At 56.0% G+C, this 25,163-nt stretch carries 21 protein-coding genes; 10 read left to right on the forward strand and 11 right to left on the reverse strand.

The genetic code is table 11. The features are described from left to right. Positions 1 to 79: 79 nt before the first annotated feature. Positions 80 to 262 carry a YodC family protein gene (locus G6Q29_RS03650; protein WP_003859574.1) on the reverse strand — a complete coding sequence of 61 codons (183 nt, stop codon included), beginning with the start codon at positions 260 to 262 and terminating at the stop codon, positions 80 to 82. Between the two features lie 76 nt (positions 263 to 338). After that, positions 339 to 1,250 carry a DUF808 domain-containing protein gene (locus tag G6Q29_RS03655; protein ID WP_165464547.1) on the reverse strand — a complete coding sequence of 304 codons (912 nt, stop codon included), beginning with the start codon at positions 1,248 to 1,250 and terminating at the stop codon, positions 339 to 341. 178 nt (positions 1,251 to 1,428) lie between these two features. Between G6Q29_RS03655 and yedA the strand changes: the two genes are divergently transcribed. After that, entirely contained in the window at positions 1,429 to 2,343 is a 915-nt protein-coding gene (yedA, locus tag G6Q29_RS03660; protein ID WP_165464548.1) for a drug/metabolite exporter YedA, read from the forward strand. Here yedA and G6Q29_RS03665 read toward each other — a convergent pair. The 3 genes from G6Q29_RS03665 to G6Q29_RS03675 are packed head-to-tail and all read right to left on the reverse strand — an operon-like array spanning position 2,315 to position 4,965. Continuing rightward, positions 2,315 to 2,806, reverse strand: coding sequence for a very short patch repair endonuclease (locus tag G6Q29_RS03665; protein WP_165464549.1), 492 nt, complete (start codon positions 2,804 to 2,806; stop codon positions 2,315 to 2,317). The genes yedA and G6Q29_RS03665 overlap by 29 nt on opposite strands. Continuing rightward, positions 2,787 to 4,220 (reverse strand): DNA cytosine methyltransferase, encoded by a 1,434-nt coding sequence (locus G6Q29_RS03670; protein ID WP_165464550.1) that lies wholly within the window; start codon positions 4,218 to 4,220, stop codon positions 2,787 to 2,789. The genes G6Q29_RS03665 and G6Q29_RS03670 overlap by 20 nt, the downstream gene beginning before the upstream one ends. 43 nt (positions 4,221 to 4,263) lie before the next feature. Continuing rightward, on the reverse strand, positions 4,264 to 4,965 hold the full coding sequence (locus G6Q29_RS03675) for a phosphohydrolase (RefSeq protein WP_165464647.1): 702 nt from the start codon (positions 4,963 to 4,965) through the stop codon (positions 4,264 to 4,266). A gap of 284 nt (positions 4,966 to 5,249) precedes the next feature. Here G6Q29_RS03675 and G6Q29_RS03680 point away from each other — a divergent pair, with 284 nt between their 5' ends. Next, the gene (locus G6Q29_RS03680; RefSeq protein ID WP_165464551.1) at positions 5,250 to 6,326 is read left to right on the forward strand and encodes a porin; all 1,077 of its coding nucleotides are present in this window, start codon (positions 5,250 to 5,252) and stop codon (positions 6,324 to 6,326) included. A 59-nt stretch (positions 6,327 to 6,385) separates the two neighbouring features. Here the strand turns inward: G6Q29_RS03680 and G6Q29_RS03685 are convergent, their stop codons facing one another. After that, positions 6,386 to 7,249 carry an N-acetylmuramic acid 6-phosphate etherase gene (locus tag G6Q29_RS03685; RefSeq protein ID WP_165464552.1) on the reverse strand — a complete coding sequence of 288 codons (864 nt, stop codon included), beginning with the start codon at positions 7,247 to 7,249 and terminating at the stop codon, positions 6,386 to 6,388. Positions 7,250 to 7,402: 153 nt separating this feature from the next. Here G6Q29_RS03685 and G6Q29_RS03690 point away from each other — a divergent pair, with 153 nt between their 5' ends. Together G6Q29_RS03690 and dcuR are read left to right on the forward strand one after the other, a co-directional pair. Further along, positions 7,403 to 9,019, forward strand: coding sequence for a sensor histidine kinase (locus G6Q29_RS03690; RefSeq protein WP_165464553.1), 1,617 nt, complete (start codon positions 7,403 to 7,405; stop codon positions 9,017 to 9,019). Beyond that, complete coding sequence (dcuR, locus tag G6Q29_RS03695) at positions 9,016 to 9,735, forward strand: two-component system response regulator DcuR (RefSeq protein ID WP_165464554.1); 720 nt, start codon at positions 9,016 to 9,018, stop codon at positions 9,733 to 9,735. The genes G6Q29_RS03690 and dcuR overlap by 4 nt, the downstream gene beginning before the upstream one ends. On the opposite strand, the gene G6Q29_RS03700 is transcribed toward dcuR, so the two are convergent. Both G6Q29_RS03700 and G6Q29_RS03705 read right to left on the reverse strand, forming a co-directional pair. Next, positions 9,716 to 10,678, reverse strand: a complete 963-nt coding sequence (locus tag G6Q29_RS03700) for an FAD:protein FMN transferase (RefSeq protein ID WP_165464555.1) — start codon at positions 10,676 to 10,678, stop codon at positions 9,716 to 9,718. The two genes, dcuR and G6Q29_RS03700, sit on opposite strands and share 20 nt — an antisense overlap. 92 nt (positions 10,679 to 10,770) lie before the next feature. After that, complete coding sequence (locus G6Q29_RS03705) at positions 10,771 to 13,551, reverse strand: flavocytochrome c (protein WP_165464556.1); 2,781 nt, start codon at positions 13,549 to 13,551, stop codon at positions 10,771 to 10,773. 609 nt (positions 13,552 to 14,160) lie between these two features. Between G6Q29_RS03705 and G6Q29_RS03710 the strand changes: the two genes are divergently transcribed. Further along, a complete protein-coding gene (locus G6Q29_RS03710) occupies positions 14,161 to 15,669 on the forward strand; it encodes an anion permease (RefSeq protein ID WP_023314425.1) in 1,509 nt (502 codons plus the stop codon). 55 nt (positions 15,670 to 15,724) lie between these two features. Then, on the forward strand, positions 15,725 to 17,374 hold the full coding sequence (gene fumA / locus G6Q29_RS03715) for a class I fumarate hydratase FumA (RefSeq protein ID WP_165464557.1): 1,650 nt from the start codon (positions 15,725 to 15,727) through the stop codon (positions 17,372 to 17,374). Here fumA and G6Q29_RS03720 read toward each other — a convergent pair. Further along, positions 17,363 to 18,268, reverse strand: coding sequence for a LysR family transcriptional regulator (locus G6Q29_RS03720; RefSeq protein ID WP_165464558.1), 906 nt, complete (start codon positions 18,266 to 18,268; stop codon positions 17,363 to 17,365). The genes fumA and G6Q29_RS03720 overlap by 12 nt on opposite strands. A 95-nt stretch (positions 18,269 to 18,363) precedes the next feature. Here G6Q29_RS03720 and G6Q29_RS03725 point away from each other — a divergent pair, with 95 nt between their 5' ends. The 3 genes from G6Q29_RS03725 to G6Q29_RS03735 all read left to right on the forward strand — a co-directional run bounded on the left by G6Q29_RS03725 (position 18,364) and on the right by G6Q29_RS03735 (position 22,016). After that, complete coding sequence (locus tag G6Q29_RS03725) at positions 18,364 to 19,659, forward strand: serine hydrolase domain-containing protein (RefSeq protein ID WP_165464559.1); 1,296 nt, start codon at positions 18,364 to 18,366, stop codon at positions 19,657 to 19,659. A gap of 260 nt (positions 19,660 to 19,919) precedes the next feature. Further along, positions 19,920 to 21,221, forward strand: a complete 1,302-nt coding sequence (locus G6Q29_RS03730; RefSeq protein WP_165464560.1) for an MFS transporter — start codon at positions 19,920 to 19,922, stop codon at positions 21,219 to 21,221. A gap of 3 nt (positions 21,222 to 21,224) precedes the next feature. After that, entirely contained in the window at positions 21,225 to 22,016 is a 792-nt protein-coding gene (locus tag G6Q29_RS03735) for a substrate-binding domain-containing protein (protein ID WP_165464561.1), read from the forward strand. Here the strand turns inward: G6Q29_RS03735 and G6Q29_RS03740 are convergent. Next, positions 21,988 to 22,890: a LysR family transcriptional regulator gene (locus tag G6Q29_RS03740; protein WP_165464562.1), complete on the reverse strand. Its 903-nt coding sequence runs from the start codon at positions 22,888 to 22,890 to the stop codon at positions 21,988 to 21,990. The two genes, G6Q29_RS03735 and G6Q29_RS03740, sit on opposite strands and share 29 nt — an antisense overlap. A 262-nt stretch (positions 22,891 to 23,152) precedes the next feature. Between G6Q29_RS03740 and mtfA the strand changes: the two genes are divergently transcribed. Beyond that, positions 23,153 to 23,950 carry a DgsA anti-repressor MtfA gene (mtfA, locus tag G6Q29_RS03745; RefSeq protein WP_022648578.1) on the forward strand — a complete coding sequence of 266 codons (798 nt, stop codon included), beginning with the start codon at positions 23,153 to 23,155 and terminating at the stop codon, positions 23,948 to 23,950. Here mtfA and G6Q29_RS03750 read toward each other — a convergent pair. Further along, positions 23,947 to 25,155, reverse strand: a complete 1,209-nt coding sequence (locus G6Q29_RS03750; protein WP_165464563.1) for an MFS transporter — start codon at positions 25,153 to 25,155, stop codon at positions 23,947 to 23,949. The two genes, mtfA and G6Q29_RS03750, sit on opposite strands and share 4 nt — an antisense overlap. Positions 25,156 to 25,163 lie beyond the last annotated feature (8 nt).

The following is a 25,163-nucleotide window of genomic DNA, read 5'->3' on the forward strand; positions in this document are numbered from 1 at the left end:
ACTCCATGATTGTCCTCACCATCCGATATGATAAGTCTTCTGCCAGTAAAAACGCCCGGCAAGGCCGGGCGTTGTGTGATTAAGCCTTGTCGCGTTTTTGCCTTTTATTCGCAGGCTGAAGCTCGTCTTCACGAAAAGCCTCCCGCTTAATGCCGTATCCATCATGCCACCGACACTCCACCATTCCACTGGAATACCCTGTGACAATCATGCCTGGACCACCATTCTTAGGCTTAACTTCATCACTGATCAAAAAGACCATACCTGCCTCCTGTATCAGGGTGAAACGTTTTCAATTTAGACGAGGAATGGTCTTTTTGCACCCGGGTCAGTAATAATTAATGCGACTTTCCGCGTACTTTTTCAACCAGCTTAACAACGGCTACAACAATCACACCGACGATAAAGCCCAGCACGAGGTTAAGCAATGTGGGCAGAATCGCAGCGACTACCGCTCCCTGGCCTGAGGCAAAATGTTCAATCATGTGATGCAGCGAAGTAACACCGTGCACGATAATGCCGCCACCGACCAGGAACATCGCCAGGGTTCCCACCACCGACAAGGTTTTCATCAGCCACGGTGCCAGCACCAACAGGCTTTTCCCGATGCTACGCGCTATTGCGCTGGATTTTTTCTCCAGCCAGAAGCCGATATCGTCGAGCTTGACGATCAGCCCGACCAGCCCATAAACCCCTATCGTCACGAGGATCGCAATGCCGGAGAGGATCAGCACCTGGTTCATCAGAGGCGCTTCTGAGACGATCCCCAGCGTAATCGCCACAATCTCGGCCGAGAGAATGAAGTCGGTACGGATCGCGCCTTTGACCTTATCGCGCTCGAACGTTTTGGGATCCTGTGCGGCCAGTGCTTCAAGACGCTGCTGGCGCATTTCCGGTGTATCTTTCTGCTTGCGTGCGGCCAGCATATGCAGCACTTTTTCGGCACCCTCGAAGCACAGGAACGCCCCGCCGATCATGAGCAAAGGCGTGATGGCCCAGGGGATGAAGGCGCTAATCAGCAGTGCCAGCGGCACGAGGATCACTTTGTTAATAAAGGACCCTTTCGCTACGCCCCACACCACCGGCAACTCACGATTCGCCCGCACGCCGCTAACCTGCTGCGCGTTAAGCGACAAATCATCTCCCAGCACCCCGGCGGTCTTTTTCGCCGCCAGTTTTCCCATAACAGAAATGTCATCCAGCAAGGTGGCGATATCGTCCAGTAATGTTAATAAGCTACTTCCTGCCAAAATCTCTATCCTTCTTTTTTTGCTAATTAAGTGAATAGTATGGAACAAAACTCACCGCCCGGAAACTGGCACCTCGCGTCAACAAAAATTTCACATCAGCAACACAATTAAAGCACTCGCCAGCCTGATAGTTTTGGCGTTAACTATGAGCGACCTTTTTATTTCGTCGTGAGGGACTATGCGTTTTCGGCAGTTATTACCGCTCATTGGAGCACTTTTTTCCCTGTATATCATCTGGGGATCCACCTATTTTGTCATTCGTATCGGCGTGGAAAGCTGGCCCCCGCTGATGATGGCCGGTATTCGTTTCCTTACGGCCGGCGTGCTGCTGATGGCGTTTTTATTGCTGCACGGCCACAGGCTACCGCCGCTGCGTCCCCTGCTTAACGCCGCCCTGATCGGCCTGCTGCTGCTGGCGGTGGGTAACGGCGCGGTAACCGTTGCCGAACACCAGAACGTACCGTCGGGTATCGCCGCAGTGGTCGTCGCGACCGTGCCGCTGTTTACGCTCTGCTTTAGTCGTCTGTTCGGGATCCGCACTCGCAAGCTCGAGTGGCTGGGCATCGCGATTGGGCTTGCGGGCATTATCATGCTGAACAGCGGCGGTAACCTGAGCGGGAACCCCTGGGCCGCAGTTCTGATCATGATCGGCTCTATGAGCTGGGCGTTTGGCTCGGTCTACGGCTCCCGGATCGAGCTGCCCTCCGGGATGATGGCGGGAGCCATTGAGATGCTCGCGGCAGGCATTGTGCTGTTGATTGCCTCCACATTGTCGGGTGAAAAACTGACGGCGATGCCAGACCTTTCAGGTTTCCTGGCCGTCGGGTACCTGGCGCTGTTTGGCTCCATTATCGCCATCAACGCTTATATGTACCTGATTCGCAACGTCTCACCGGCAGTCGCGACCAGCTACGCCTACGTTAACCCGGTAGTTGCCGTGCTGCTGGGTACCGGGTTTGCTGGCGAGGTGCTGTCGACGATTGAATGGCTGGCGCTGGGTGTGATTGTCTTTGCCGTGGTGCTGGTCACGCTGGGTAAATATTTGCTGCCCGCGAAACCGATTGTCACGAGGTGTGAGGTGGAGAAACCGTGATCGGGTGAATGCCCTGGGTGTCGATCTGCGCGGCCTGACCGCCGCCGCAGATCCACTCTTCCAGCCGCTCCGTCAGTTCCACATCCTTCAGCTTCTTTCTTCCGCGCAGCGCGCACTCCCAGACAATCAGCACCCGCCAGCCCTGGGCGACCAGCTGCGAAACGTCGCGTTTATCACGCTCGACGTTCTTGCCAATCTTCGCCAGCCAGAAGTCGGTGCGTGTCGCCGGGACTTTAAACAGATAACAATCGTGATGATGCCAGAAACAGCCGTGGGTGAAGATGATGCACTGATACGCGTCGATGACGAAATCAGGGCGCCCGGCAAGCGTTGTATCCTGAACCCTGAATTCAAACCCGACGGCGGTAAGAAGGCCGGCGATCCGTTGTTCAATCGCGGTGTCATGCGTGCCGATGGCACGCATGTTTTTACTGCGCGTAGCTTTATTGTGAACGTCCGCCATTGATGGCCTCACCCTGACGAAGCTGCACGGCCTTGCTGATGCGTGAGGCCAGCAGTTTTGCGACAGCGGCAAAGGCCGGTACCACCACCGAGTTGCCAAACTGACGGTAGGCCTGGGTATCAGACACCGGGATGCGAAAACTGTAGCCCTGCGGCGTCTCAAAGCCCATTAAGCGGGCACACTCGCGCGGCGTTAAGCGCCGTGGTCGATACTGCTGGTTCTGTGGATCGTCGAAATCTTTTTCACCCAGTACCTTATCCCAGCCCCGATCGATAAGAATTTCCGCGCCATCTTTGTAATAGCGCGCCGACAGCGTACGCGTCACGCTGTCAGGATTAAGCGGGTTGACCATGCCAAAACCAAAACCGTTGCCTTTGGCCTGATGCTTTTTGGCGTAGCGATAGAGGTATTTCCACAGCACCGGTGTCAAAATGAATTTCGCATCGACGGCAGGCTCCAGCAGATCGGCCACTGTCGGACGTCGCGCCGGATAGAGCGAGGGTAAATCACGCAGCGTAAAATCGCCTTTCAGATTGAGATCTCGGCGGAACCCCACCAGCACGATGCGTTCCCGGTGCTGTGGCAGGAAGTGTTTGCCGTCGATAATTTTCGGATCGTCCTGCCCCATATGTTCGGCATCCGCCACGTCGTAACCCAGTTCATCCAGCGTTTGCATGATAATGCGAAAGGTTTTGCCGCCGTCATGGCTCTTTAAATTCTTGACGTTCTCCAGTACAAAAATGGCAGGACGGCAGGCATCAATAATCCGGGCAACATCAAAGAACAACGTGCCTTGCGTATCGCAGGCAAATCCGTGCGCACGCCCCAGCGCGTTCTTTTTCGACACGCCAGCCAGCGAGAACGGCTGACACGGAAAACCGGCCAGCAGCACATCGTGGGCCGGAATGGTGTTGCGAATGTGTTCAGCAGCCTCTTCATCGCTGACGCCGGTTTTGTGGCTCAGCGTGACATCACGAATATCCGCGTTGAACTGGTGCGCGTCGGGATCGCAATACCAGTTGGCTTTATAGGTACGAACGGCGTGTTTATTCCATTCACTGGTAAACACGCACTGCCCGCCAATCGCTTCAAAGCCATGGCGAATGCCGCCAATACCGGCAAAGAGATCGATAAAGCGAAAGGCATAGTTCGGATGCGCAGCAGGAGGACGCGGCAGCAGGTTGTGCAGATAGCGGAACTCGCCGTCACTCAGACGGTGCCCTGCCCTGTCGCTTATCAGCAGCCGCTTGAGTATCGCCGGGCTCCAGTGGCTCTCGCCATGGGCCACCAGCTGGTTTGCCAGCGTTTTAACATCATACATTTCCAGCAGCTGACGCAGGAGTGCCTGCACGGCTGCCGTTGATTTCTCAACCCGCTCAGGCGCGGGCACAGTCACTGATCGATTTTCCTGCATTCTCTTAACCGGACAATAAAGACAGAAAACAGAGTACCACAGTTCAGGATCGCACACTGCGACGGAAATAGGACAATATCTGGCTGTCGGTTCCGAGATAATCACCCTGTATTTCGGCACTCAGCTTCGCCATAAACTGGATCAAAAAATCGGCATTGTGACGCGCAAGTTCGCCTCCCCGCGCGGTTTGCATGGTGTCCGGCAGGCGCAGAAGTTTGGTCTGAAAGTGGTCGAGCGCGAAGGCTTTATCATCCAGCTTTCGTGTTTCGGCAAACGGATCGTCGGCATCAAACAGCGCGGTGCCCAGCGCACCGGACACGGCAAAGACGCGCGCCAGACCGATTGCGCCTAACGCCTCCATCCGGTCGGCATCCTGCACAATTTTGGCCTCCAGACTTCGCGGCGCGATACCGGCGCTGAAGCTGTGTGCTTCAATGGCATGCTCAACGGCCGCATAACGATCGGGCGGAAAGTCAGGAAAATCGCGACTCAGTATGTCGCGCGTTTTTCGCGCGGCAAGCCGCGAGGAGTGGCTATGTTCAGGGTGATTTTTCGCCAGGCTGACAATGTCATGGAAGTAGCATGCGGTCAGCACGACCAGCGGATCGGCGGGATGCTCAGCCATAATGCCCTGTGCCGTCATCCAGACGCGGCGAAAATGGGCAATATCATGCGCCGCATCATCCGTTAAATGATTTTCGTCAAGCCACTGCTCAAAACGCTGCTGCCATTGCGCCAGTTCCATCATCCCGTCCTGTTGCTTAAAAGAGAGTGAATTATAATATATCCGAATCAAAAAACTTTAAAAATAGAATTACGAAATACTTAATAATAATTACCCGCTATATTTTCAATGAATTAATTCACATGAAAAATAAAGAGACAATAGGAAACATTTTGTAATATTTTTACCACTTTAATTACATTTATTTTTGAACCTAAATAATACCCCTTAGAATAGTATCAAACCTGTAATTACGGAGGGTGATTACATATATTCAGACAATTTATATTTAAAGGGAATATATAATGAAAAGAAAAGTTTTGGCAATTCTTGTACCCGCGTTATTAATGGCTGGCGCAGCAAATGCGGCTGAAATTTATAATAAAAACGGTAATAAAGTTGATTTCTACGGAAAGATGGTGGGTGAACGCATCTGGACGGGCACTGATACCAGCAACAGCGAAAACGCGGATACCTCCTATGCTCGTTTTGGCGTGAAAGGTGAAACGCAAATCAATACCCAGCTGACCGGTTACGGCCAGTTTGAATACAATATTGACGCCAGCGAACCTGAAGGTAATCAGGACGAAAGTACCCGTCTGGCCTTCGCCGGTCTGAAATATGCAGACAATGGTTCATTTGATTATGGCCGCAACTACGGTGTCGCCTACGATGCGGCGGCATACACCGATATGCTGGTTGAATGGGGTGGCGATTCCTGGGCTTCTACCGACAACTTCATGACTCAGCGTACCAACGGCGTAGCCACTTACCGTAACACTGATTTCTTCGGTATGGTTGAAGGCCTCAATTTTGCCGTTCAGTATCAAGGCAAAAATAACGATCGCGACCGTTTCAAATCAAACGGCGACGGTTACAGCATGTCGGTGAACTATAACGTAGACGGCTTTGGTGTCGTGGGTACCTACGGTAAATCTGACCGTACTGACGAACAGACCGTAGACGGTTACGGCGACAATGCAGAAGTTTGGGCGCTGTCGGCTAAATATGACGCAAATAACGTCTACGCAGCGGTAATGTATGGCGAAACGCGCAACATGACCAAAACAGGCACTAACCGTGGCTTCGCCAATAAAACCCAGAACGTCGAAGCTGTAGTGCAATACCAGTTCGATTTCGGTCTGCGCCCATCCCTTGGCTATGTTTATTCTCAGGCCAAAGACTTCGGTGCAAGAAATGGCTATGAAGGTATCAACGCCGACCGCGTGAATTACATCGAACTGGGTACCTGGTATTACTTCAATAAGAACATGAACGTATACACTGCGTACAAGTTTAACCTGTTGAACGAGGATGACGCGGCGATCACCGGTAACGCGGCTGACGATCAGTTCGCAATGGGTATTGTTTACCAGTTCTAATATCATCCCATAAATATTAAAGCCCGCAGCGCGGGCTTTTTTTATTTCATGCGGAGATATTACGGTGCTTCCTGCAAGGCCAGGCGAATAAAGCCATTATTCTTCGCCAGTAATTCATGTGCGTTCCAGGCATCCAGCCCCGTCAGCACCATCAGTACCGCCGTTTTACACTGGTGGTTACAGCTTTCCAGCGCGGCCTTCGCCTGCGCCCGGGTACATCCCCCCGCTTCCATCACAATGGCAATTTGTCGCTCGGCCCATTTGGTGTTGCTTGCCTCCAGATCAACGCGCAGGTTGCTGTACACCCGTCCGGTCCGTACCGCCAGACCGCTGGTGACCATATGCATAATCATACTTTGCGCAATGCCTGCTTTGGTATTGTCATATCCGGCGACGACTTCAGCGCCCAGATCGGGGGCAATAACCATGCTCGCCAGCTGCGCCGCTTCACTTTGCGCATCCTCCGTAACGATCGCGACCGTTGTCCCCAGAGACCACGCATGGCGCATGGCACCCCATATCCAGGGGGTTTTGCCGCTAACGGACAGCGCCAGCATCATGTCATGCTCGCCAAATTTTATCGTCTGAAGGTCGGCAACGCCGCGTGCGTAGCTACCGGCGTGATCGCCCGCTGTCATCGCAATGACGGGATGTTTTCCCGGCGCAAATCCCTCCGCCGCCTGCTCCGCCACACGCCCGGATGCGCCCGCGCCGATCAGCACCAGACGTCCTCCGCGGCTAAGCGTCGCCGCCGCGTTATCCACCACGCGGGCCAGCATAGTTAAGTGAGGGGTCAGTGCAGAAGAGATTTGCGCGTCATCCTGGTGAATGACGTTAAGCATATCCAGCGTAGATAATCTGTCGATGTTCATCGAGCTGGCGTGCCGTCTTTCCCTGGCCGTACCGGTAAGCAAAATGCTCATAAACTGCCTCCTTATTATGAGTACCCACACACTATAAAGTGTTTTATATAGGTCACCTGAGAGGAGGCTCACGAAACGCCTCTCTTTACATGGCTTTATGAAACGGCCTTCATCAGCGATAATTAGCCCTTTCTTTTTCATCGCGGAGTCTTGATGAGCGATTTGCAGCCTTTTCCCCCGACGCGCAAGCGCCCTATGAAGCTGAATACGCTGGTTACGCTGATGGTGTGCGCCATTATCGGCTCTGTGCTGCTGGTGGTCTTCGCCCTGTACTCTGTGCAGATCACCCGCGCCACGCGCGATGACGTGAAAGATACCGCGCTGGGTATCGCCCGAACGCTGGCCGACAGCCCGGATATCAAGCGCGGCCTGATGGCGTCGCCGCAGGCCGGCATCATCCAGCCGATTGCCCAGGCAGTGACGAAGCGCAACGACCTGCTGTTTACCGTGGTCACTGACCTGCGCGGGATCCGCTATTCCCATCCCAACGAAGCGCTGTTAGGTTTGCATTTTATTGGCGACGATCTGACGCCCGCCCTGGAAGGAAAAGAGAATGTCTCCGTTAACCGGGGCGCGCTGGCGGAAGCGCTGCGCGTCTTTACGCCCGTGTATGACGATCGGCACGACCAGATCGGTGTAGTGGTGGTGGGCATTTCGCTGAATAAAGTAGAAGATCAGATTGCCCGCGGACGGCTCAACGCCGTGTGGACTATCTTATTCAGCGTGCTGATGAGTTCACTGGCGATATGGGGCCTGGTCCGGGTTCTGAAACGTATCCTGTTCGGGCTGGAGCCTTACGAGATCTCCGCCCTCTTTGAGCAGCGGCAGGCCATGTTGCAGTCTCTGCGCGAGGGTGTCATGGCCGTGGATATTCACGGGCGCGTGACGATGATTAACCACACCGCCAGAGAAATATTACTCCTGGCCTCTGGCGAGCATTCAGAAAGCAGCAGTGAACCGCTGCTGGCCAGCCTGCGCGAAGTGTCCAGAACTGGTATTGCCCGTCAGGATCAGGAGATAGGCTGTAATGGACGGCTTCTGCTGTGCAATATGGTGCCGGTAAAAAGCCAGAATCAGGTGATCGGCGCCATCAGCACGTTCCGCGATAAAACCGAAATCAGCCAGCTCATGCAGCGTATCGATGGCATGGTTAACTACGTTGATGCGCTGCGCGCTCATACGCACGAGTTTATGAACAAGCTGCACGTGATCCTCGGCCTGCTGCACATGAAGCGCTACGATAAGCTGGAGGAGTACATCATCCAGACCGCGCAGAATTATCAGACGGACATCGGCGCGATACAGCGCAAGGTGAAATCGCCAGTCATTGCGGGTTTCCTGCTGGGTAAAATTAACCGCGCCAAAGAGGCCGGGGTGACTCTGACGCTGGCGGAGGAGAGTCAGCTTCCTGACACCACCAATGAAGAGCAGGTTGCGGTGCTGATCACCGTGCTGGGCAATTTAATCGAAAATGCCCTGGATGCGATGGAAGGTCAGCCGGATGGCGAGATCGGCCTGCTGCTGCACTATCAGAACGGCTGGCTGAGCGGTGAAGTCAGCGATGACGGTCCCGGTATTGATCCCGAGCGGCTGGAGGCTATTTTTACAAAGGGCTACTCAACAAAAGGTGAAAACCGCGGCGTTGGGCTGTTCCTTGCGCGTCAGCAGATCCAGAACCTGGGCGGAGAGATTACCGTCGAGTCGGAGCCTGGCGTATTTACCCAATTTTTTGTTCAGATCCCCTGGGATAGCGAGAGGAATATCGCGTGATAAATGTGTTAATTGTCGATGACGACGCCATGGTAGCCGATCTCAACCGTCTGTATGTTAACCGCGTTGAAGGTTTTAGCTGCTGCGGCGTCGCTTCCACGCTCAACCAGGCCGAGGCATTGATCGCAAACCCAGGTCAGCCTATCGATCTGGTGCTGCTGGATGTTTATATGCAGCAGGATAACGGGCTGGATCTGCTGCCCATCATCCGCGCATCTGGTCGCCCGATCGACGTCATTATGATCTCATCGGCCTCCGATGCCGCAACGATCCAGACGTCGATGCACTATGGCGTGGTGGATTATCTGATTAAACCGTTCCAGTTCCCGCGTTTTGAAGAGGCACTAAACGGCTGGAAGTCCAGGCGCAGTCTGATGGGGTCGCATCAGTATTATGAACAGGCCGACGTCGACAGGCTGATCCACGGCGGCGCGCCGGAGCTGGCTGACAGCAAAAAATTACCGAAAGGCTTAACGCCGCAGACGCTGCGCACCATTTGCCAGTGGATCGACAGCCATCCGGAGAGGGAATTTTCCACCGACGATCTGGCTAATGCGGTCAACATTTCCCGCGTGTCCTGCCGCAAATACCTGATCTGGCTGGCGCAAATTAATATCCTGTTCACCAGCATTCACTACGGTGCGACCGGCCGCCCGGTTTATCGTTACCGCTTACAGCCGGAACAGGTCGGACTGCTCAAACAGTATTGCCAGTAATTCGGTAGCTGTCGTCCAGAAGGGTAAAACGGAAGTGGTGCATCGAGGAGATCACCACTTCTTTTGTTTTGGTGACAAAGATGGCTTCAATATCGGGGCGCGAACGCAGCGCGGCGCAGCCCTTTTCCACGCCCATGCCGTAAATCAGCGTGGTCCAGATATCGCCGTCAAGGGAGTCTTTTGAAATAATGGTCACGCTGTCCAGTTCGTTATCCAGCGGGTAGCCGGTGCGCGGGTCAAGTATGTGATGATAGCGTTTGCCGTTCTGCTCGAAGTAGCGCTCATAGGTGCCTGACGTCACAACCGATCGATTCTCTACCGTCAAGGCGCCAATCAGCGCATCACCGGCGAACGGTTTTTTCAGGCCGACGCGCCAGCCGCCCTCCGGCGAACCTAACGTCTGAACGTTACCGCCAAGGTTGATCAGTCCCAGCTCAGCGCCCTCTTTATGCAGGTAATCCCGCACCCTGTCGGCGATATAGCCTTTGGCGATGGCCCCCAGATCGATCTCCATTCCCTGGCGTGTAAGAAACACGCTGCCGTTGGCTTCATCCAGCACCACGTCCGCAGGATGCGTGATACCCAGTAAGGCGGCGATCTCATCTGCGGGCGGCACGGCGTCCCCCTTAAAACCAATTTTCCAGCGCTTCACCAGCGGACCAATCGCCAGGTTAAAGGCGCTGTCCTTAACCTGGCTGGCTGCTTTCGCGCAGCGGATCAGGTCAAACACCGGGCGACTGACGGCAACCGGATGCTGGCCGGCCGCATGGTTGACCTCCATCACCTGCGAATGCGCACGGTTGACGGTGAGCAGATCTTCGTACCGCTTAATCAGGCGAAATACGCGGGACGCGAGAGCTTCGTTATGTGAGAAGAGTTTCAGGAGAATGGGCGAGCCCATCAGAACGGCGGAATAACTGTAAACGCGAGTGTCGTCAGGCATGGCAGAGTCCTCGGATGTAGCCCCGGCAGCACCACGCCGTCGGGGAAAATGCCGGATAACGCTGTGTTTATCCGGCCTACAGTACAGGAGCCTTATGCTTTTTTCGCGCGCATCGCCGCCTGATGTCCGGCAAGAGTACCAAAAATAATGATATCTGCCACCGCGTTACCCCCGATGCGGTTACCGCCGTGGATGCCTCCGACAACCTCACCCGCAGCAAACGCTCCCGGCAATACGTTGTGGTTGCTGTCCAGCACGCAGGTTTCTGTGTTAATGGTTACGCCGCCCATGGTGTGGTGAACGCCCGGTGCAATCTGAATGGCGTAGAACGGCCCTTCGTTGATTGGCGCACGCAGCGCGGTGGTGCGGCCGAAATCATCGTCGTGCTGTTTCTCCACAAAGCCGTTGTAGCGTTCCAGCGTTGCCAGGAACTGATGGTGATCCATCCCCAGCGCTTCCGCCAGGGCTTTTGGCGAGCTGGCGCTGGTAACAAACCCTTTCGCGATGTACTCATCCGCGGCTTTGTTTTTGGCGCGAACATGCTCGTCAAAGACGATGTAAGCGTATTTCTCCGGTAGCGCGATAATCTGCGCCGAGACTTTGTCGCGGGTAGACATTTCGTTATAGAAGCGGTTGCCCTGCTGGTTTACCAGAATCGCCCCGCCGCCGCGGATGGATTCGGAAATCAGATACGACGTTTTCTGCTCAACGGTTGGGTGGATCTGAATTTCGCCCATATCCACGGTGCCTGCACCGATACGTTCCAGTAGCGCGATGCCGCCGCCGGTTGCGCCTTTGTGGTTGGTGGTCACAAATCCTTCCAGGTCCGGACGATATTTCACTACCATCTGGCTGTTAGCGCTGAAGCCGCCGGTCGCGACAATGACGCTTTTGGTTGCCACGGTGAGGGTTTCGTTCTCTTCGGTAGTCAGACGCACGCCGGTCACTTCGCCATTTTCGAAAATGATGTCGCTCACGGAGGTATCCAGCATCACCTCGATGTTGCGCTTGTTGACGTTACGCACCAGGCCGCTGATCAGATACCCGCCCACTGCGGAACCGTCTTTCGGACGGTGCGTACGGTCGATGCTCATCCCGCCGGTGGTGGTAATGTCGTTCAGCATAATGCCGCGCGTGGCCAGCCATTCGATAGCCTGCGGCGCGTTCTCGACAAAGCGACGCAGCAGTTCAGGGTTGTTTTTGTTGCCACCGCCTTTCAGACTTTCCTGGTAGAACAGCTCTTTGCTGTCCTGAATACCCTTCACGCGCTGGAAGCGGGTCTCCGCCGCGTTCATCCCGGCCGAGGCTTTAATGGTGTTCCCGCCGATGGTTGGCATTTTCTCGACGATCAGCACGCTCGCGCCTTCGTCATGAGCCTGAATCGCCGCCGCCAGACCGGCCCCGCCGCTGCCGACCACGACCACATCCACGCTTTTAGTCTCATTCGGGTCCACGCCCTCTTCTGCCGCCAGCGCTTTGCTGGATTTCAGCATCGCTTTCGAGACCGCTTTTTTCACCGCCTCGCTCTGGCTGGTCGCGCCGGTGATAGCATCCACGTGCGGGGTGTTGGCATCCAGAATACGGGTGCGGATCTCTTCGAAGCTGGTGACAAACTCGACGTCTTCACTCGGGCCGGAGGCCAGTTCGATATCGGCAATGCGATCGGTTTCGAGGCTGACGTTAATCACCAGTTCATTAGCATCGTCCTGCACTTTTTCAATAAAGGTGCCCGGTTTGAATTTAGATTCGCCCATGCTCATGTCGCGGATCATCGCTTCCACCAGCGAGAAGCGCCACAGCGGTTCCGGGATGCTCAGTTCTTCGCGTTTGGTACTGTCCATAAACAGCTCCAGGCTTTCGCCCGCCGCGATGCGATCGGTCCAGTCCGGGTAGGCGATAGTGGCGCGTCCGACGGCAATCAGGTCGTAACCGTGATCCAGCGCTTCATTCACATCCGCGGCATTCACTACGCCGCCAACGCCCATCACCGGTACCTGCGCCAGCGTGTCAGAGCGCATGGCGCAGTATTTTTCGATAAGTGGCGTCGGGTCCTGAGTATCGACGATAGAAGGACGCAGGGCGGCACCAAGGGAGAAGTGGAGATAATCCACCCCGCGAGCGGCCAGTTTTTCCAGAAGATAGAGGGTGTCTTCGAAGCGAATGCCCGGGACTTCAAGCTCTTCCGGAGAGAAACGGTAGCCAATGATAAACGCGTCGTCGGCGTACTGGCGCACCATCTTATGGGTAATGTCCAGCACCGCCAGCGGGAATTTCGCGCGGTTATCGCGGCTGCCGCCCCACTCGTCGTCGCGCTGGTTGGAGTTCGGGGAGAAGAATTGCTGGATCAGATAGGTATTCGCCCCGTGGATTTCCACGCCGTCGAAACCGGCCTGGATGGCGCGACGTACGGCCTCACCAAACTTGCCGACCATGCCTTCCACTTCTTCGGCGGTCAGCGCAACCGGCGTCGCGGCACCGTCACGCGGTGCGGCAACGGCGCTTGGGCCAACCGGCGTGCGACCGCCGATCAGTTTTGGGTCGACCATGCGGCCGCCGTGGTAGATTTGCAGCAGGGCTTTGGAGCCTTTTGACTTGATGGCGTCAGCGATTTTTGCCAGCCCGGCGATTTTCTCGTCGTTATCAATGCCAATTGCGCCCGGGAACGCCAGGCCGAGATCGTCAACAAAACAGCACTCAACGATGATGGTGCCGATGCTGCCCGCGCGGGCGCGGTAGTACTCCACCAGCTCGCTGGTCACGGTGCCATCGTAATAACCGGTACAGGTTGTCATCGGGGCCATTAACAAACGGTTTTTCAGTTCAGTACCATTCGGTAATGTGAAGGGGCTTAAAATACGTTCGTTAGTGCTCATAATAGAAACTCCAAACTTTAAAAATTAAGAATTCGTTATCGGAATGATTTTTTTATTTCGTGTTTTTTGCCGATGTCATGATAGTAATATAAAGCTTTTTTTAGTTTCCAAAGTCATTACGTTAGTTAATAAACTATTTAATCCCTTCGATAACATTAATAACACATTGGTGTTAGCGGGATTGTTTCACTTGTTCACAATAATTTAAAAAAAGTTAAATCAGAAAAGGTCAAACCAATACACCAAAGCTAGCTAAAACCCTTATAAAACAATAATAAACAAAACCACCGAAATTTAAATGTTATAGTTTTGATACATAAAATGCGTAAAACAAGCGTATAACCACACTACTCAGAGTGGTTATTATAAAAAATATAAAAATAGCCATTCAGTTCCGTTTTTTTGATCGCGATCAATAGTTATGGCATTCAAAAGAGCAATATAAAAACATCATCATTTTTTATTTAGCGCAAACAAAAATGCGTTAAATCGCTATTAGTGAAAACACAAACCTGCACCTTAAATAACTAAAAAAAGCAAAAAGGATATTTCAAATGAATCTGTGTTTTCGCCGGGCGACGAATTTTTGACAACTTAAGACGTGAAACTATGAATACAAAAACTGCTGTAACGCCTCCTGCGGCGAATCTGGCGTCAAATGGAACAGCAAAACGACTGCTGATGATGGCCCTGCCCGTCATTGTTGCCGTCCTGCTGTTGTTTGTCCCCGTTCCGGACGGGCTGCCGCCTTATGCGTGGCACTACTTCGCCATCTTTGTCGGCGTCATCGTCGGGTTAATTTTCGAACCGCTGCCGGGCGCCGTGATCGGTCTTACCGGCGTCGTGGCGATTGCGCTGTGCAGCCAGTGGGTGCTCTTTAGCCCGGAACAGCTGGCTGACCCAAAATTCAAGCTGGCGGGCGCCTCCTTTAAATGGGCGGTCAGCGGGTTTGGTAACTCCACCGTCTGGCTGATTTTCGGTGCCTTTATGTTCGCCGCAGGCTACGACAAAACCCGCTTCGGCCGCCGTCTGGCGCTGATTCTGGTGAAGTACCTGGGCCGTCGCAGCCTGACGCTCGGTTACGCCATTACGTTTGCGGACCTGCTGCTGGCCCCGTTCACCCCGTCCAATACCGCGCGCAGCGGCGGGACCATCTACCCGATCATCGCTAACCTGCCGCCGCTGTACGGCTCAAAACCCAATGACCCAAGCGCGCGCAAAATTGGTTCCTATCTGATGTGGGTAGCCATCACCGCGGCCTGTATCACCAGCTCGATGTTCCTTTCCGCACTGGCACCTAACCTGCTGGCGCTGGCGCTGGTAAAAAGCACCGTTGGGATTGATATCTCCTGGGGCACCTGGTTCCTCGCCTTCCTGCCGCTGGGCATCCTGTTGATTCTGACCATGCCGCTACTGGCCTACTGGTTCTACCCGCCAGAAGTGAAAGTGAATAACGAAGTACCGCTGTGGGCGACCCGCGAGCTGGAAAAACTCGGCAAACTGTCGCGCAATGAGATCCTGCTGCTGGTGTTTGTCTGCTGTGCGCTGCTGATGTGGATCTTCGCCGCGGCGTGGATTGAACCGGCCATGGCTGCCCTTCTGATCGTTGGCCTGATGCTGTGGACCGGCGTGCTGGAGTGGAACGATATCACCGGTAACAAAGCCGCGTGGAACACCTTCGTCTGGTTCGCCACACTGGTAGCGCTGGCGGATGGCCTCTCCTCCACCGGCTTTATCAGCTGGCTGGGTAAAGAAGGCGGCCTGCTGATGAGCGGTATCTCTCCGGGTGTCGCCACCATCGTGCTGCTGCTGGCGTTCTACCTGCTGCACTACCTGTTCGCCAGCACCACCGCGCACACCACGGCGCTGCTGCCCGCGATGCTGACCATCGCCTCCACCATTCCGGGCATGAATATGGAAGTGTTCGTCCTGCTGATGGTGACCTCGCTGGGCGTAATGGGGATCATCACCCCATACGGTACCGGTCCAAGCCCGATTTACTACGGTAGCGGCTACCTGCCAACCAAAGACTACTGGCGCCTCGGCACTATCTTCGGTGCCATATTCCTGGCGGCCTTGTTACTGATTGGCTACCCGTGGATGTCCATGATGTTCTGATTTCTGACCGCCGGGCTAACCTTCCGGCGGTTTTATTTTTATGGAGCAATACGCTATGTCAGACAAACCGTTTTACTACCAGAACCCTTTCCCTCTCGCGCATGACGATACTGAATACTATCTGCTGACCAAAGAGCACGTCTCCGTTGCTAAGTTCGACGGTCAGGAAGTGCTGAAGGTTGAGCCCGAAGCGCTGACCCTGCTGGCACAGCAGGCCTTCCACGACGCGGCGTTTATGCTGCGCACTTCTCACCAGAAGCAGGTTGCGGCCATTCTGAACGACCCGGAAGCCAGCGAGAACGATAAGTACGTTGCCCTGCAATTTCTGCGCAACTCCGAGATTGCGGCGAAAGGCGTGCTGCCAACGTGTCAGGATACCGGTACGGCAATCATTATGGGTAAGAAAGGCCAGCGCGTCTGGACCGGTGGCGGCGACGAAGCGGCGCTGAGTCAGGGCGTGTATAACACCTATACTGAAGACAACCTGCGCTACTCGCAGAATACGGCGCTGGATATGTATAAAGAGGTGAACACCGGCACCAACCTGCCGGCGCAGATTGACCTCTACAGCGTCGATGGTGAAGAGTACAAATTCCTGTGCATGGCAAAAGGCGGCGGTTCAGCCAACAAAACTTATCTGTATCAGGAAACCAAAGCGCTGATTACCCCGGCGAAGCTGAAAAATTATCTGGTTGAGAAGATGCGTACCCTCGGTACTGCGGCCTGTCCGCCGTATCACATTGCGTTTGTGATTGGCGGAACATCAGCTGAAGCCACGCTGAAAACCGTCAAGCTCGCCTCTGCGCGCTACTACGATGGCCTGCCAACCGAAGGCAACGCGCACGGTCAGGCGTTCCGCGACGTTCAACTGGAACAGGAGCTGCTTCAGGAAGCGCAAAACCTCGGACTCGGCGCGCAGTTTGGCGGGAAATACTTCGCCCACGATATTCGCGTGATCCGTCTGCCGCGTCACGGCGCCTCCTGCCCGATCGGCATGGGGGTCTCCTGCTCCGCTGACCGTAACATCAAGGCGAAGATTAACCGCGAGGGGATCTGGATTGAGAAGCTGGAGCACAATCCGGGCCAGTATATTCCTGAATCCCTGCGCCAGCAGGGGGAAGGCGACGTGGTAAGCATTGATCTCAACAAGCCGATGCCCGACATTCTGGCGCAGCTTTCCGCGCACCCGGTATCCACCCGCCTGTCGCTGAACGGCACCATCATCGTGGCGCGTGATATCGCCCACGCGAAGCTGAAAGAGCTGCTCGATAACGGCGAAGCCCTGCCGCAGTACGTTAAAGATCATCCGATTTACTACGCAGGCCCGGCGAAAACGCCAGAAGGTTACGCGTCTGGATCCCTGGGCCCAACCACCGCCGGGCGTATGGACTCCTACGTGGACTTACTGCAATCCCACGGTGCGAGCATGATCATGCTGGCCAAAGGCAACCGCAGCCAGCAGGTCACTGACGCCTGCCATAAGCACGGCGGCTTCTACCTCGGCAGCATCGGCGGCCCGGCGGCGGTGCTGGCGCAAAACAGCATCAAGAGCCTGGAGTGCGTGGCGTATCCGGAACTGGGAATGGAAGCCATCTGGAAAATTGAAGTGGAGAACTTCCCGGCGTTTATCCTGGTGGATGACAAAGGCAACGACTTCTTCCAGCAGATCCAGAATAAACAGTGCCAGGGGTGCTCACAGCGCTGAGCGTTTCCATAACGCCGGAAGCAGCGACAGCGTATCGTTGATCAACACGCGCTTGTCGCTGCCCGGCTTCCAGAGGGTGACCATCGTCTGGCTTATTCCCTGGCTGCCCACTTCGGTGGGCAGCCTTTTTACGTTTTTCCACTGCGTTGCGTGAAGATGAGTCGGCAAAAAACCCCAGCCGCAGCCCTGCTCCAGCAGGCCGCGCAGCATCTCCAGTTCGTTAGTGAAAAGCGTGTGCCCTGAAATTTGCAGGCGACGGGCAACCGGCTCGTCTGACGCGGCATGCATAATCACCTGTGGCACCAGAGAGAGATCGAGCAGCGACACCGGCGACGCAACCTCCGCAAAAAGCGCCGTTGCGGCGTAAAAATCCATTTCGATCGCCCCCAGCGCCCGCCACTCCATTTCATTGCCCACGCTGCGGTTGCGCGCCTGGCAGATCCCCAGATCGGCCTGACCGTTTGCCAGCATCGCTTCCGCCTCATCGCGGGATGCGCTGGTCAGGCTCAGGCGGATCTTTTTCGTCGCCAGCGTGGCGATCAGCGCCTGTAAAAAAGCTCTGGGGGTGAACGGATCGTAAGCGAGGGCAATGTCCTGCGTCGCGCTGTCCGGTACCGTTCTGGCAAACGCCTCAAACGCCTTGACCTGGCGCATCAGCAGGTGCGCCTGCCGCTGAAGCTGCTCACCCTCCGGCGTCAGGCGCAGGCTGCGCCCCTCTCGCAGGAACAGAGCGTAGCCCAGCCCATCCTCAAGGAAATCGATCAGATCCCGCAGGGTAGTACGATCTTTGCCGAGTTTACTGGCCGCCTTCATCAGGCTGCCGTACTCAGCGACGGCGGTGAACGCCTCAAGCTGGGCAAAGGAATAGATCAGTGATGCCACGTCATTCTCCACGCGATTTTTCCGGGGGATTTTCCCCCATAACGCGTTTTTTATTATAGGCCGCAGGTTCTTAAACTGAAGTCCTTCCTGAGCCAAACGAGATAAATATGAAAATCAAAACAAACCGCACGCTGCTCGCGGCGCTGGTTGTCAGCAGCCTGCTCTCGCCCGCCGTCATGGCGGCCTGCAACGGTACCGACCTTGCGACCTGTCCGACGCCTTTCGATGCCAGACTCCCGGACGCGCATACCATGCTCACCTGGAGCCAGGCCGATCGCGTGGTGGGTTTTCGCAATGACTACCGCAACTACGCGGGAGATGTGTTCCGCCACGGCAACGCTACGCCGCTGCTGCCCGCAGAAAAACCGCTCACCGATGCCCGCTATCAGGTAAAGGGTAAGAGTTACACTCTTCAGGATTACCTGAAACGCCAGAACGTCAGCGGCATGCTGGTGCTGAAAGATGGCAAAGTGGCCTATAAATACCTGGGTGAAGGCAATACCGACTCAACGCTCTGGACGTCGCGCTCCGTGGGCAAATCCGTGGTCTCCGCGCTGGTGGGTGTTGCAATTAAAGAAGGGAAAATCCACTCCCTGGAGGACCTTGTCACCGAATACGAACCGGATTTAAAAGGCACCGCCTGGGAGGGCGTAACGCTGAAACAGCTCATCACCCACACCTCTGGCGTGGCGTGGAACGAAGATTACACCAACCCGCAATCTGACTTCGCCCGGCTTACCGAATGCGAAGCGAAGCCGGGCACCTACGACTGCGTGCGCACCCTGGTGAAGGGGTTACACCGTGAACACCCGGCGGGCGAAAACTGGTCCTATTCCTCGGGTGGCGCCTGGCTGTTAGGCGATGTGCTTGAGCGCGCCACCGGCATGACGCTCGCGGCGTATCTGGAGAAAAGCATCTGGCAGCCGTACGGTATGGCGAGCGACGGCGTGTGGCATGCCTACAGCAAAGGCCAGCACGATGTGGGCGCGCATGGGTTCAACGCCACGCTGGAAGACTGGGGGCGTTTCGGGGAGTTTATCCTGCATAACGGAATGCTGCCGGACGGGAAGTCGATCCTCCCCGAGGGCTGGGTGAAGCAGTCCTCAGCCTGGACGCAGGCCAAAGGATCGGTGTCCGACGCGCATCCGAAGGGCTTGTATGGCTACCAGTGGTGGAACAACGAAGTGCCGGCCACTGCCACAAACGTGGAGCCGAAAGTCGACAATTCGCTGAAGGATTCCCTGTGGGCGCTGGGCATTTTTGGTCAGATGATCATGATTAATCAGAAAGAAAATCTGGTTATCGTCCAGTGGTCCACCTGGCCGCAGGCAGAGCCGTCATTCAGCGCCCAGCCGCTGGAAGCGTCGCTGATGTTTAGCGCGATTGCGAACGCGCTGCGCTGATCGTCCCAAGCCAGGCCTCGCCTGGCTAATCACCTGCGCGATGTCACAAAACAGCGATATCAGTAACTTAGCGAAATCGAGTAAATAAAAGATCAGCGAAATGTTAAGTTATTGTTGAGTATGTAAATACTGGTCAACACATTGTCATTAATGCACCACACGCATCAGTCCATGCGCTATTTGCGCTTATTAATTTCCCTTTCCTGATCCAGTTTTCAGAAACAGACGAGCATAACGTCATTATAAAACTGGAGATAATCATGGTTTCCTCAACCTCACCTGCAACGGTTCGTGCGAAAGCGGGCTCGATTTTCCGCGTCACGTCGGGCAACTTTCTTGAGCAATTCGACTTCTTTCTGTTCGGCTTTTATGCCACCTATATCGCCCATACTTTTTTCCCGGCAAGCAGTGAATTTGCGTCGCTGATGATGACCTTTGCCGTCTTTGGCGCAGGCTTTCTGATGCGTCCCATTGGGGCCATTGTCCTGGGGGCTTACATTGATAAAGTGGGTCGCCGAAAAGGACTGATCGTCACCCTGTCGATTATGGCCGCCGGAACGTTCCTGATTGTGCTGATCCCTTCTTATCAGAGCATTGGCCTGTGGGCACCGCTGCTGGTGCTAACCGGCCGCCTGTTGCAGGGTTTTTCGGCAGGCGCCGAGCTGGGCGGGGTTTCGGTTTATCTGGCGGAGATCGCCACGCCGGGCCGCAAGGGTTTCTACACCAGCTGGCAGTCGGGTAGCCAGCAGGTCGCCATTATGATCGCGGCGGCGATGGGCTTCGCGCTGAATATGGTGCTGGAAGAGAGTGCCATTCGCGAATGGGGGTGGCGTATTCCTTTCCTGTTTGGCTGTCTGATTGTGCCGTTCATCTTTTTCCTGCGCCGCAAGCTCGAAGAGACCGAGGAATTCAGCGCCCGTCGCCACCGTCTGGCGATGCGTCAGGTCTTCACAACGCTGCTCGCTAACTGGTCGGTAGTCGTCGCGGGCATGCTGATGGTGGCAATGACCACCACCGCGTTTTACCTGATCACCGTTTACGCGCCGACCTTCGGTAAAAAAGTCCTGATGCTCAGCGCGTCGGACAGTCTTCTGGTCACGCTGCTGGTGGCGGTGTCGAATTTTTTCTGGCTGCCGGTGGGCGGCGCGCTGTCGGATCGCTTCGGGCGTAAACCGGTGCTGATCGCCATGACGCTGCTGGCACTGGCGACCAGCTATCCGGCGCTGACGATGTTGGCCGCAGCCCCGAGCTTCTCAATGATGCTGACCGTGCTGCTGTGGCTCTCTTTCCTCTACGGCCTGTATAACGGCGCGATGATCCCGGCCCTGACGGAGATCATGCCAGCAGAGGTGCGCGTGGCGGGATTCTCGCTGGCTTACAGCCTGGCCACAGCCGTCTTTGGTGGTTTCACGCCGGTGATTTCTACCGCCTTAATTGAGTACACCGGCGACAAAGCCTCTCCGGGTTACTGGATGAGCTTTGCCGCCGTTTGCGCCCTGCTGGCAACGCTTTATCTCTATCGTCGTCGCACGTTAGCCCTGCATACCGCTGTTGAGGAGTGATTGATGATGTTTACATTCAGAACGGTGATTGCCGCCCTGACCTTGGCCACCCTCAGCGCGGGCGCGCCTGCACAGGATGTGACGGTGATGATTTCTGGCGGCTTCAAAGCGGCGCTGGAGAAGCTGGCGCCGCAGTACGAAGCGAGGAGCGGCGACACAATCATTTTGATCTCCGGCCCGTCGATGGGCAAAACGCCGCAGGCCATTCCGGCCCGGCTCGCCCGGGGCGAAAAAGCGGACGTGGTGATTATGGTGGGCGATGCGCTGACGAAACTGGAACAGGATCGCAGGACGGCGGCAGGCTCCCGCGTGGAGCTGGCGGATTCGCCCGTCGGGATGGTGGTCAGGGCGGGCGGGCCGGTGCCGGATATCAGTACGGTGCCCGCCCTGCGGCAAACGCTGCTGAAGGCGCATTCCATGGCCTATTCCGACAGCGCCAGCGGCCGGTATGTTGAGAGCCAGCTGTTCCATAAGCTGGGCATCGACGGCCAGGTCCACGAAAAAGCGCACCGGGTTGAGCGCATCCCGGTGGCGTCTGAAGTGGCAAAAGGGAAATACGAGCTCGGCTTTCAGCAGGTGAGCGAGCTTCTGCCGGTCCCGGGGGTGACGTTCGTGGGTAAGTTACCTGACGACATGCAGTACATTACCCGTTTCGCCGGAGCCGTAACGCAGAAGGCCGACCATCCCGAGCAGGGAAAAGCGCTGCTGACCTTTCTCTCCTCGCCACAGGCCGCCAGCATCATTACGGCAACGGGCTTAACGCCCGTCAGTGCACCTCGCGATACTGCTCGATGATCAGCGTTTCGAGTTCGGCAGCAATATAGGACTGGATCCGCCCGCGGCGGCGGATCAGCCCCACGGTTCGCCTGACTTCAGGCTCGGTTAAAGGTACCGACGTCAGCAGCGAATGCTCTGCGCGGGGCATCGACATGGCGGGAACGGCCGCAATGCCGATCCCGGCTTCAACCATCCCCAGCATGGTCGTCACGTGCCGCGTTTCGCAGATGCTGGGGCGCTCAGGCCGAATATGCCCGACCCGCTGGTCGAGAAGATTGCGGTTGCCGGAGGTTTTATCCAGACCGATATAATCCTGCTGATAAAAAGCCTGCCACGTCAGGCTTTTTCTTTTTGCAAGCGGGCTGTCGCGCCGGCAGGCAGCCACGTAGACATCCTCCACCAGCGGGACAAACTCGATGTCGGGCTGCAAACTCCGGGCAAAGCAGATACCAAAATCTGCCTGTCCGCGGACAACGGCCTCGATAACATTTCCGGCGCTGCTGTCGATCAGTTTTATGCGCACGCGGGGGTAACGGGACTGAAAGCGGCGGATCACATCCGGCATAAAGTAACAGGCGGCTGACGGCACCGTTGCCACGGTGATCAGCCCCGTGCGCTCCTCGCTGGCCTTATCGATATCCGAAAGCATGGACTCCACATCGGCAAGCAATTGCCCGCACCGGTCGGCAAAGGTCTGACCATACAGGGTCAGCGTGACGCGCCGGGTGGTTCTGTCGAACAGTTTTGTCCCCAGTGCCGCCTCCAGCTTTTCAATCCTGCGGCTCAACGCCGACTGGGAAAGGCAGATAGACTCCGCCGCAAGACGGAAATTGCCGTATTCCAGCAACGCGCGGAAGGCGTAGAGATCGTTGAGGTCAAAATTGACGGGCATACTGACGGGATCCTTAAGCACGAGAGGGTAATAGATTTATCATAGCGCGCACGACATGCTTCACAAAATGAAGGGGATACCCCTAAAGCGCTATCAACCTGACGGCACATAGTGATAGTTTATGCGGGCTGGATTCCTCTTAAACAGGCTGCCATTCTGCATGCACCCGAAGAGGAGTGTCATACTGCTTAACAGAGTATGTTGGCATGCTAACAGCCCCTGACCTTTCCATTTTGTTCACGTGCGAGTAACGAGCAAAGCGATGATTAAGTGGCCCTGGAAAACGAACGAAGCTGGTCGAAATATGGCGCTGCCCTGGGATGAGGCTCTGGCGATCCCCGTGCTGGCGAATCTCTTGCCTGAAGAGCAATCAAAGCTGATTCAGCTGGCCGAACGTTTTTTACAGCAAAAACGGCTGGTGCCGCTACAGGGCTTCGAACTGGATCCGCTTAAAAATTCGCGCATCGCTCTGCTTTTCTGCTTGCCGGTGCTGGAGCTGGGCATCGAGTGGCTGGATGGCTTCCACGAAGTGCTGATCTACCCGGCGCCGTTTATCGTCGATGATGAGTGGGAGGATGATATCGGACTGGTGCATAACCAGCGTATGGTCCAGTCAGGACAAAGCTGGCAGCAAGGACCGATAATTCTCAACTGGCTGGATATTCAGGACTCGTTTGATGCCTCGGGCTTCAACCTGATCATTCACGAAGTGGCGCATAAGCTCGATACCCGCAACGGCGATCGCGCCAGCGGCGTGCCGCTGATCCCGCTGCGTGAAGTCGCGGGATGGGAGCACGACCTGCACGCGGCGATGGAAAATATTCAGGATGAGATAGACCTGGTGGGCGAAAGCGCGGCCAGCATTGATGCCTACGCCGCGACCGATCCCGCCGAGTGCTTTGCGGTGCTGTCCGAGTATTTCTTTAGCGCACCTGAGCTTTTTGCTCCACGTTTCCCGGCGCTGTGGCAGCGTTTTTGCCAGTTTTATCAGCAGGATCCTCTCCAGCGTCTGCGGCAAAGCGAGGACGCTGCCAGCACATCCTCTCATCCGTTCCACTAACGTTCAGCAGGGGTACGATCGGCCGATCGTACCCATACGCTTACCGCGAAAAACAGCAGCGCCATTCCCCAGGCGGCAGTAATTAAAAACTGCTCACCGAAAAAACGCGTCACCACGGGTACCAGCAGCGCGCTGGCCCCGTAGCCCAGCGTATGGCTGGTGGCGATCACCCCTGCACCTTTGCCCGTCGTCAGGCGATCGTTAAGCAAAAGCTGGTATCCCGGCGTTGCCATGGCGGCACCCAGCGAAGTGATGACAATTCCCAGGTAAAACAGGGCTAAACCAGCGAGAGACATCAGCCCAAGACCCGCCACCATCAGTACCGCGGCAATCAAGAGTAAAACTCTCGGGGTAAAATGCTGCGGGCGAACCACCAGAAACTGCGCCGCCAGGGTCGCCAGGGCGGCCAGACTCAGCAATAGCGCGACATGATGACTGATTTGCACGGCATCGCCATTGAATAACGGGCGAAGATGCGGTGATAAGCCAAGCTGCATCAGGCTGACCAGCGCCGCCAGCAGCAGCGCCAGCACCAGGAAAGGCAACATAGAGGCATTTAGCCGCGTCGACTGATGCGCCACCGGCGGCAGCGGGGGATCGGCGGCTTCGCGCAGCACCAGCAGCAGCGCGATAAACGGCGCCAGGGCCATCAGCCAGAGCGGTGCGACCGGGCTGACGCTGAGCATCACCGCGGCCAGAGGCGGCCCCAGCAGTCGCCCGCAGCTAAGGCCAGAACTGATTGTTGCCAGCGCCGCCATCCTTTTGTCAAGCCCCGCGCGTTGAATGGCCCACGTCTGGGCCGCAGGCACCAGTCCCGATACCGTCAGTCCATACAGCATGCGCGACAAAACCAGCCCCGCCATTCCCCAGAAGGCATTCAGCGCACCGTTCGACATCGCCCAGACCACCAGCGCCATCACGCCGAAGCTTGCCAGATAACCGCCTAACGAGGCCAGCATAACCATCTTACAGCCGTGCCGCTCGCTCTGGCGTCCCCACCAGGGCGAGGCGGGTAAAAAGAGCATCGAGCCGAACATCAGCAGCCCGGCCCAGACGGAGAGCGACAGTCCGGTCAGGGAGACCAGCTGCGGCAGCATAACCAGCAAACCGTTTTGCCCAATACCTAATAAACCGGCGCCCAGTGCCAGGGGCCAGTTCGGTTTGGAAGCGACAACGTCAGTGAAATTCTCAGTACGAGCGCGCATAAGATTGT

The sequence above is a fragment of the Enterobacter cloacae genome (assembly GCF_011078175.1).
GTDB classification, from domain to species: Bacteria; Pseudomonadota; Gammaproteobacteria; order Enterobacterales; family Enterobacteriaceae; genus Enterobacter; species Enterobacter cloacae_Q.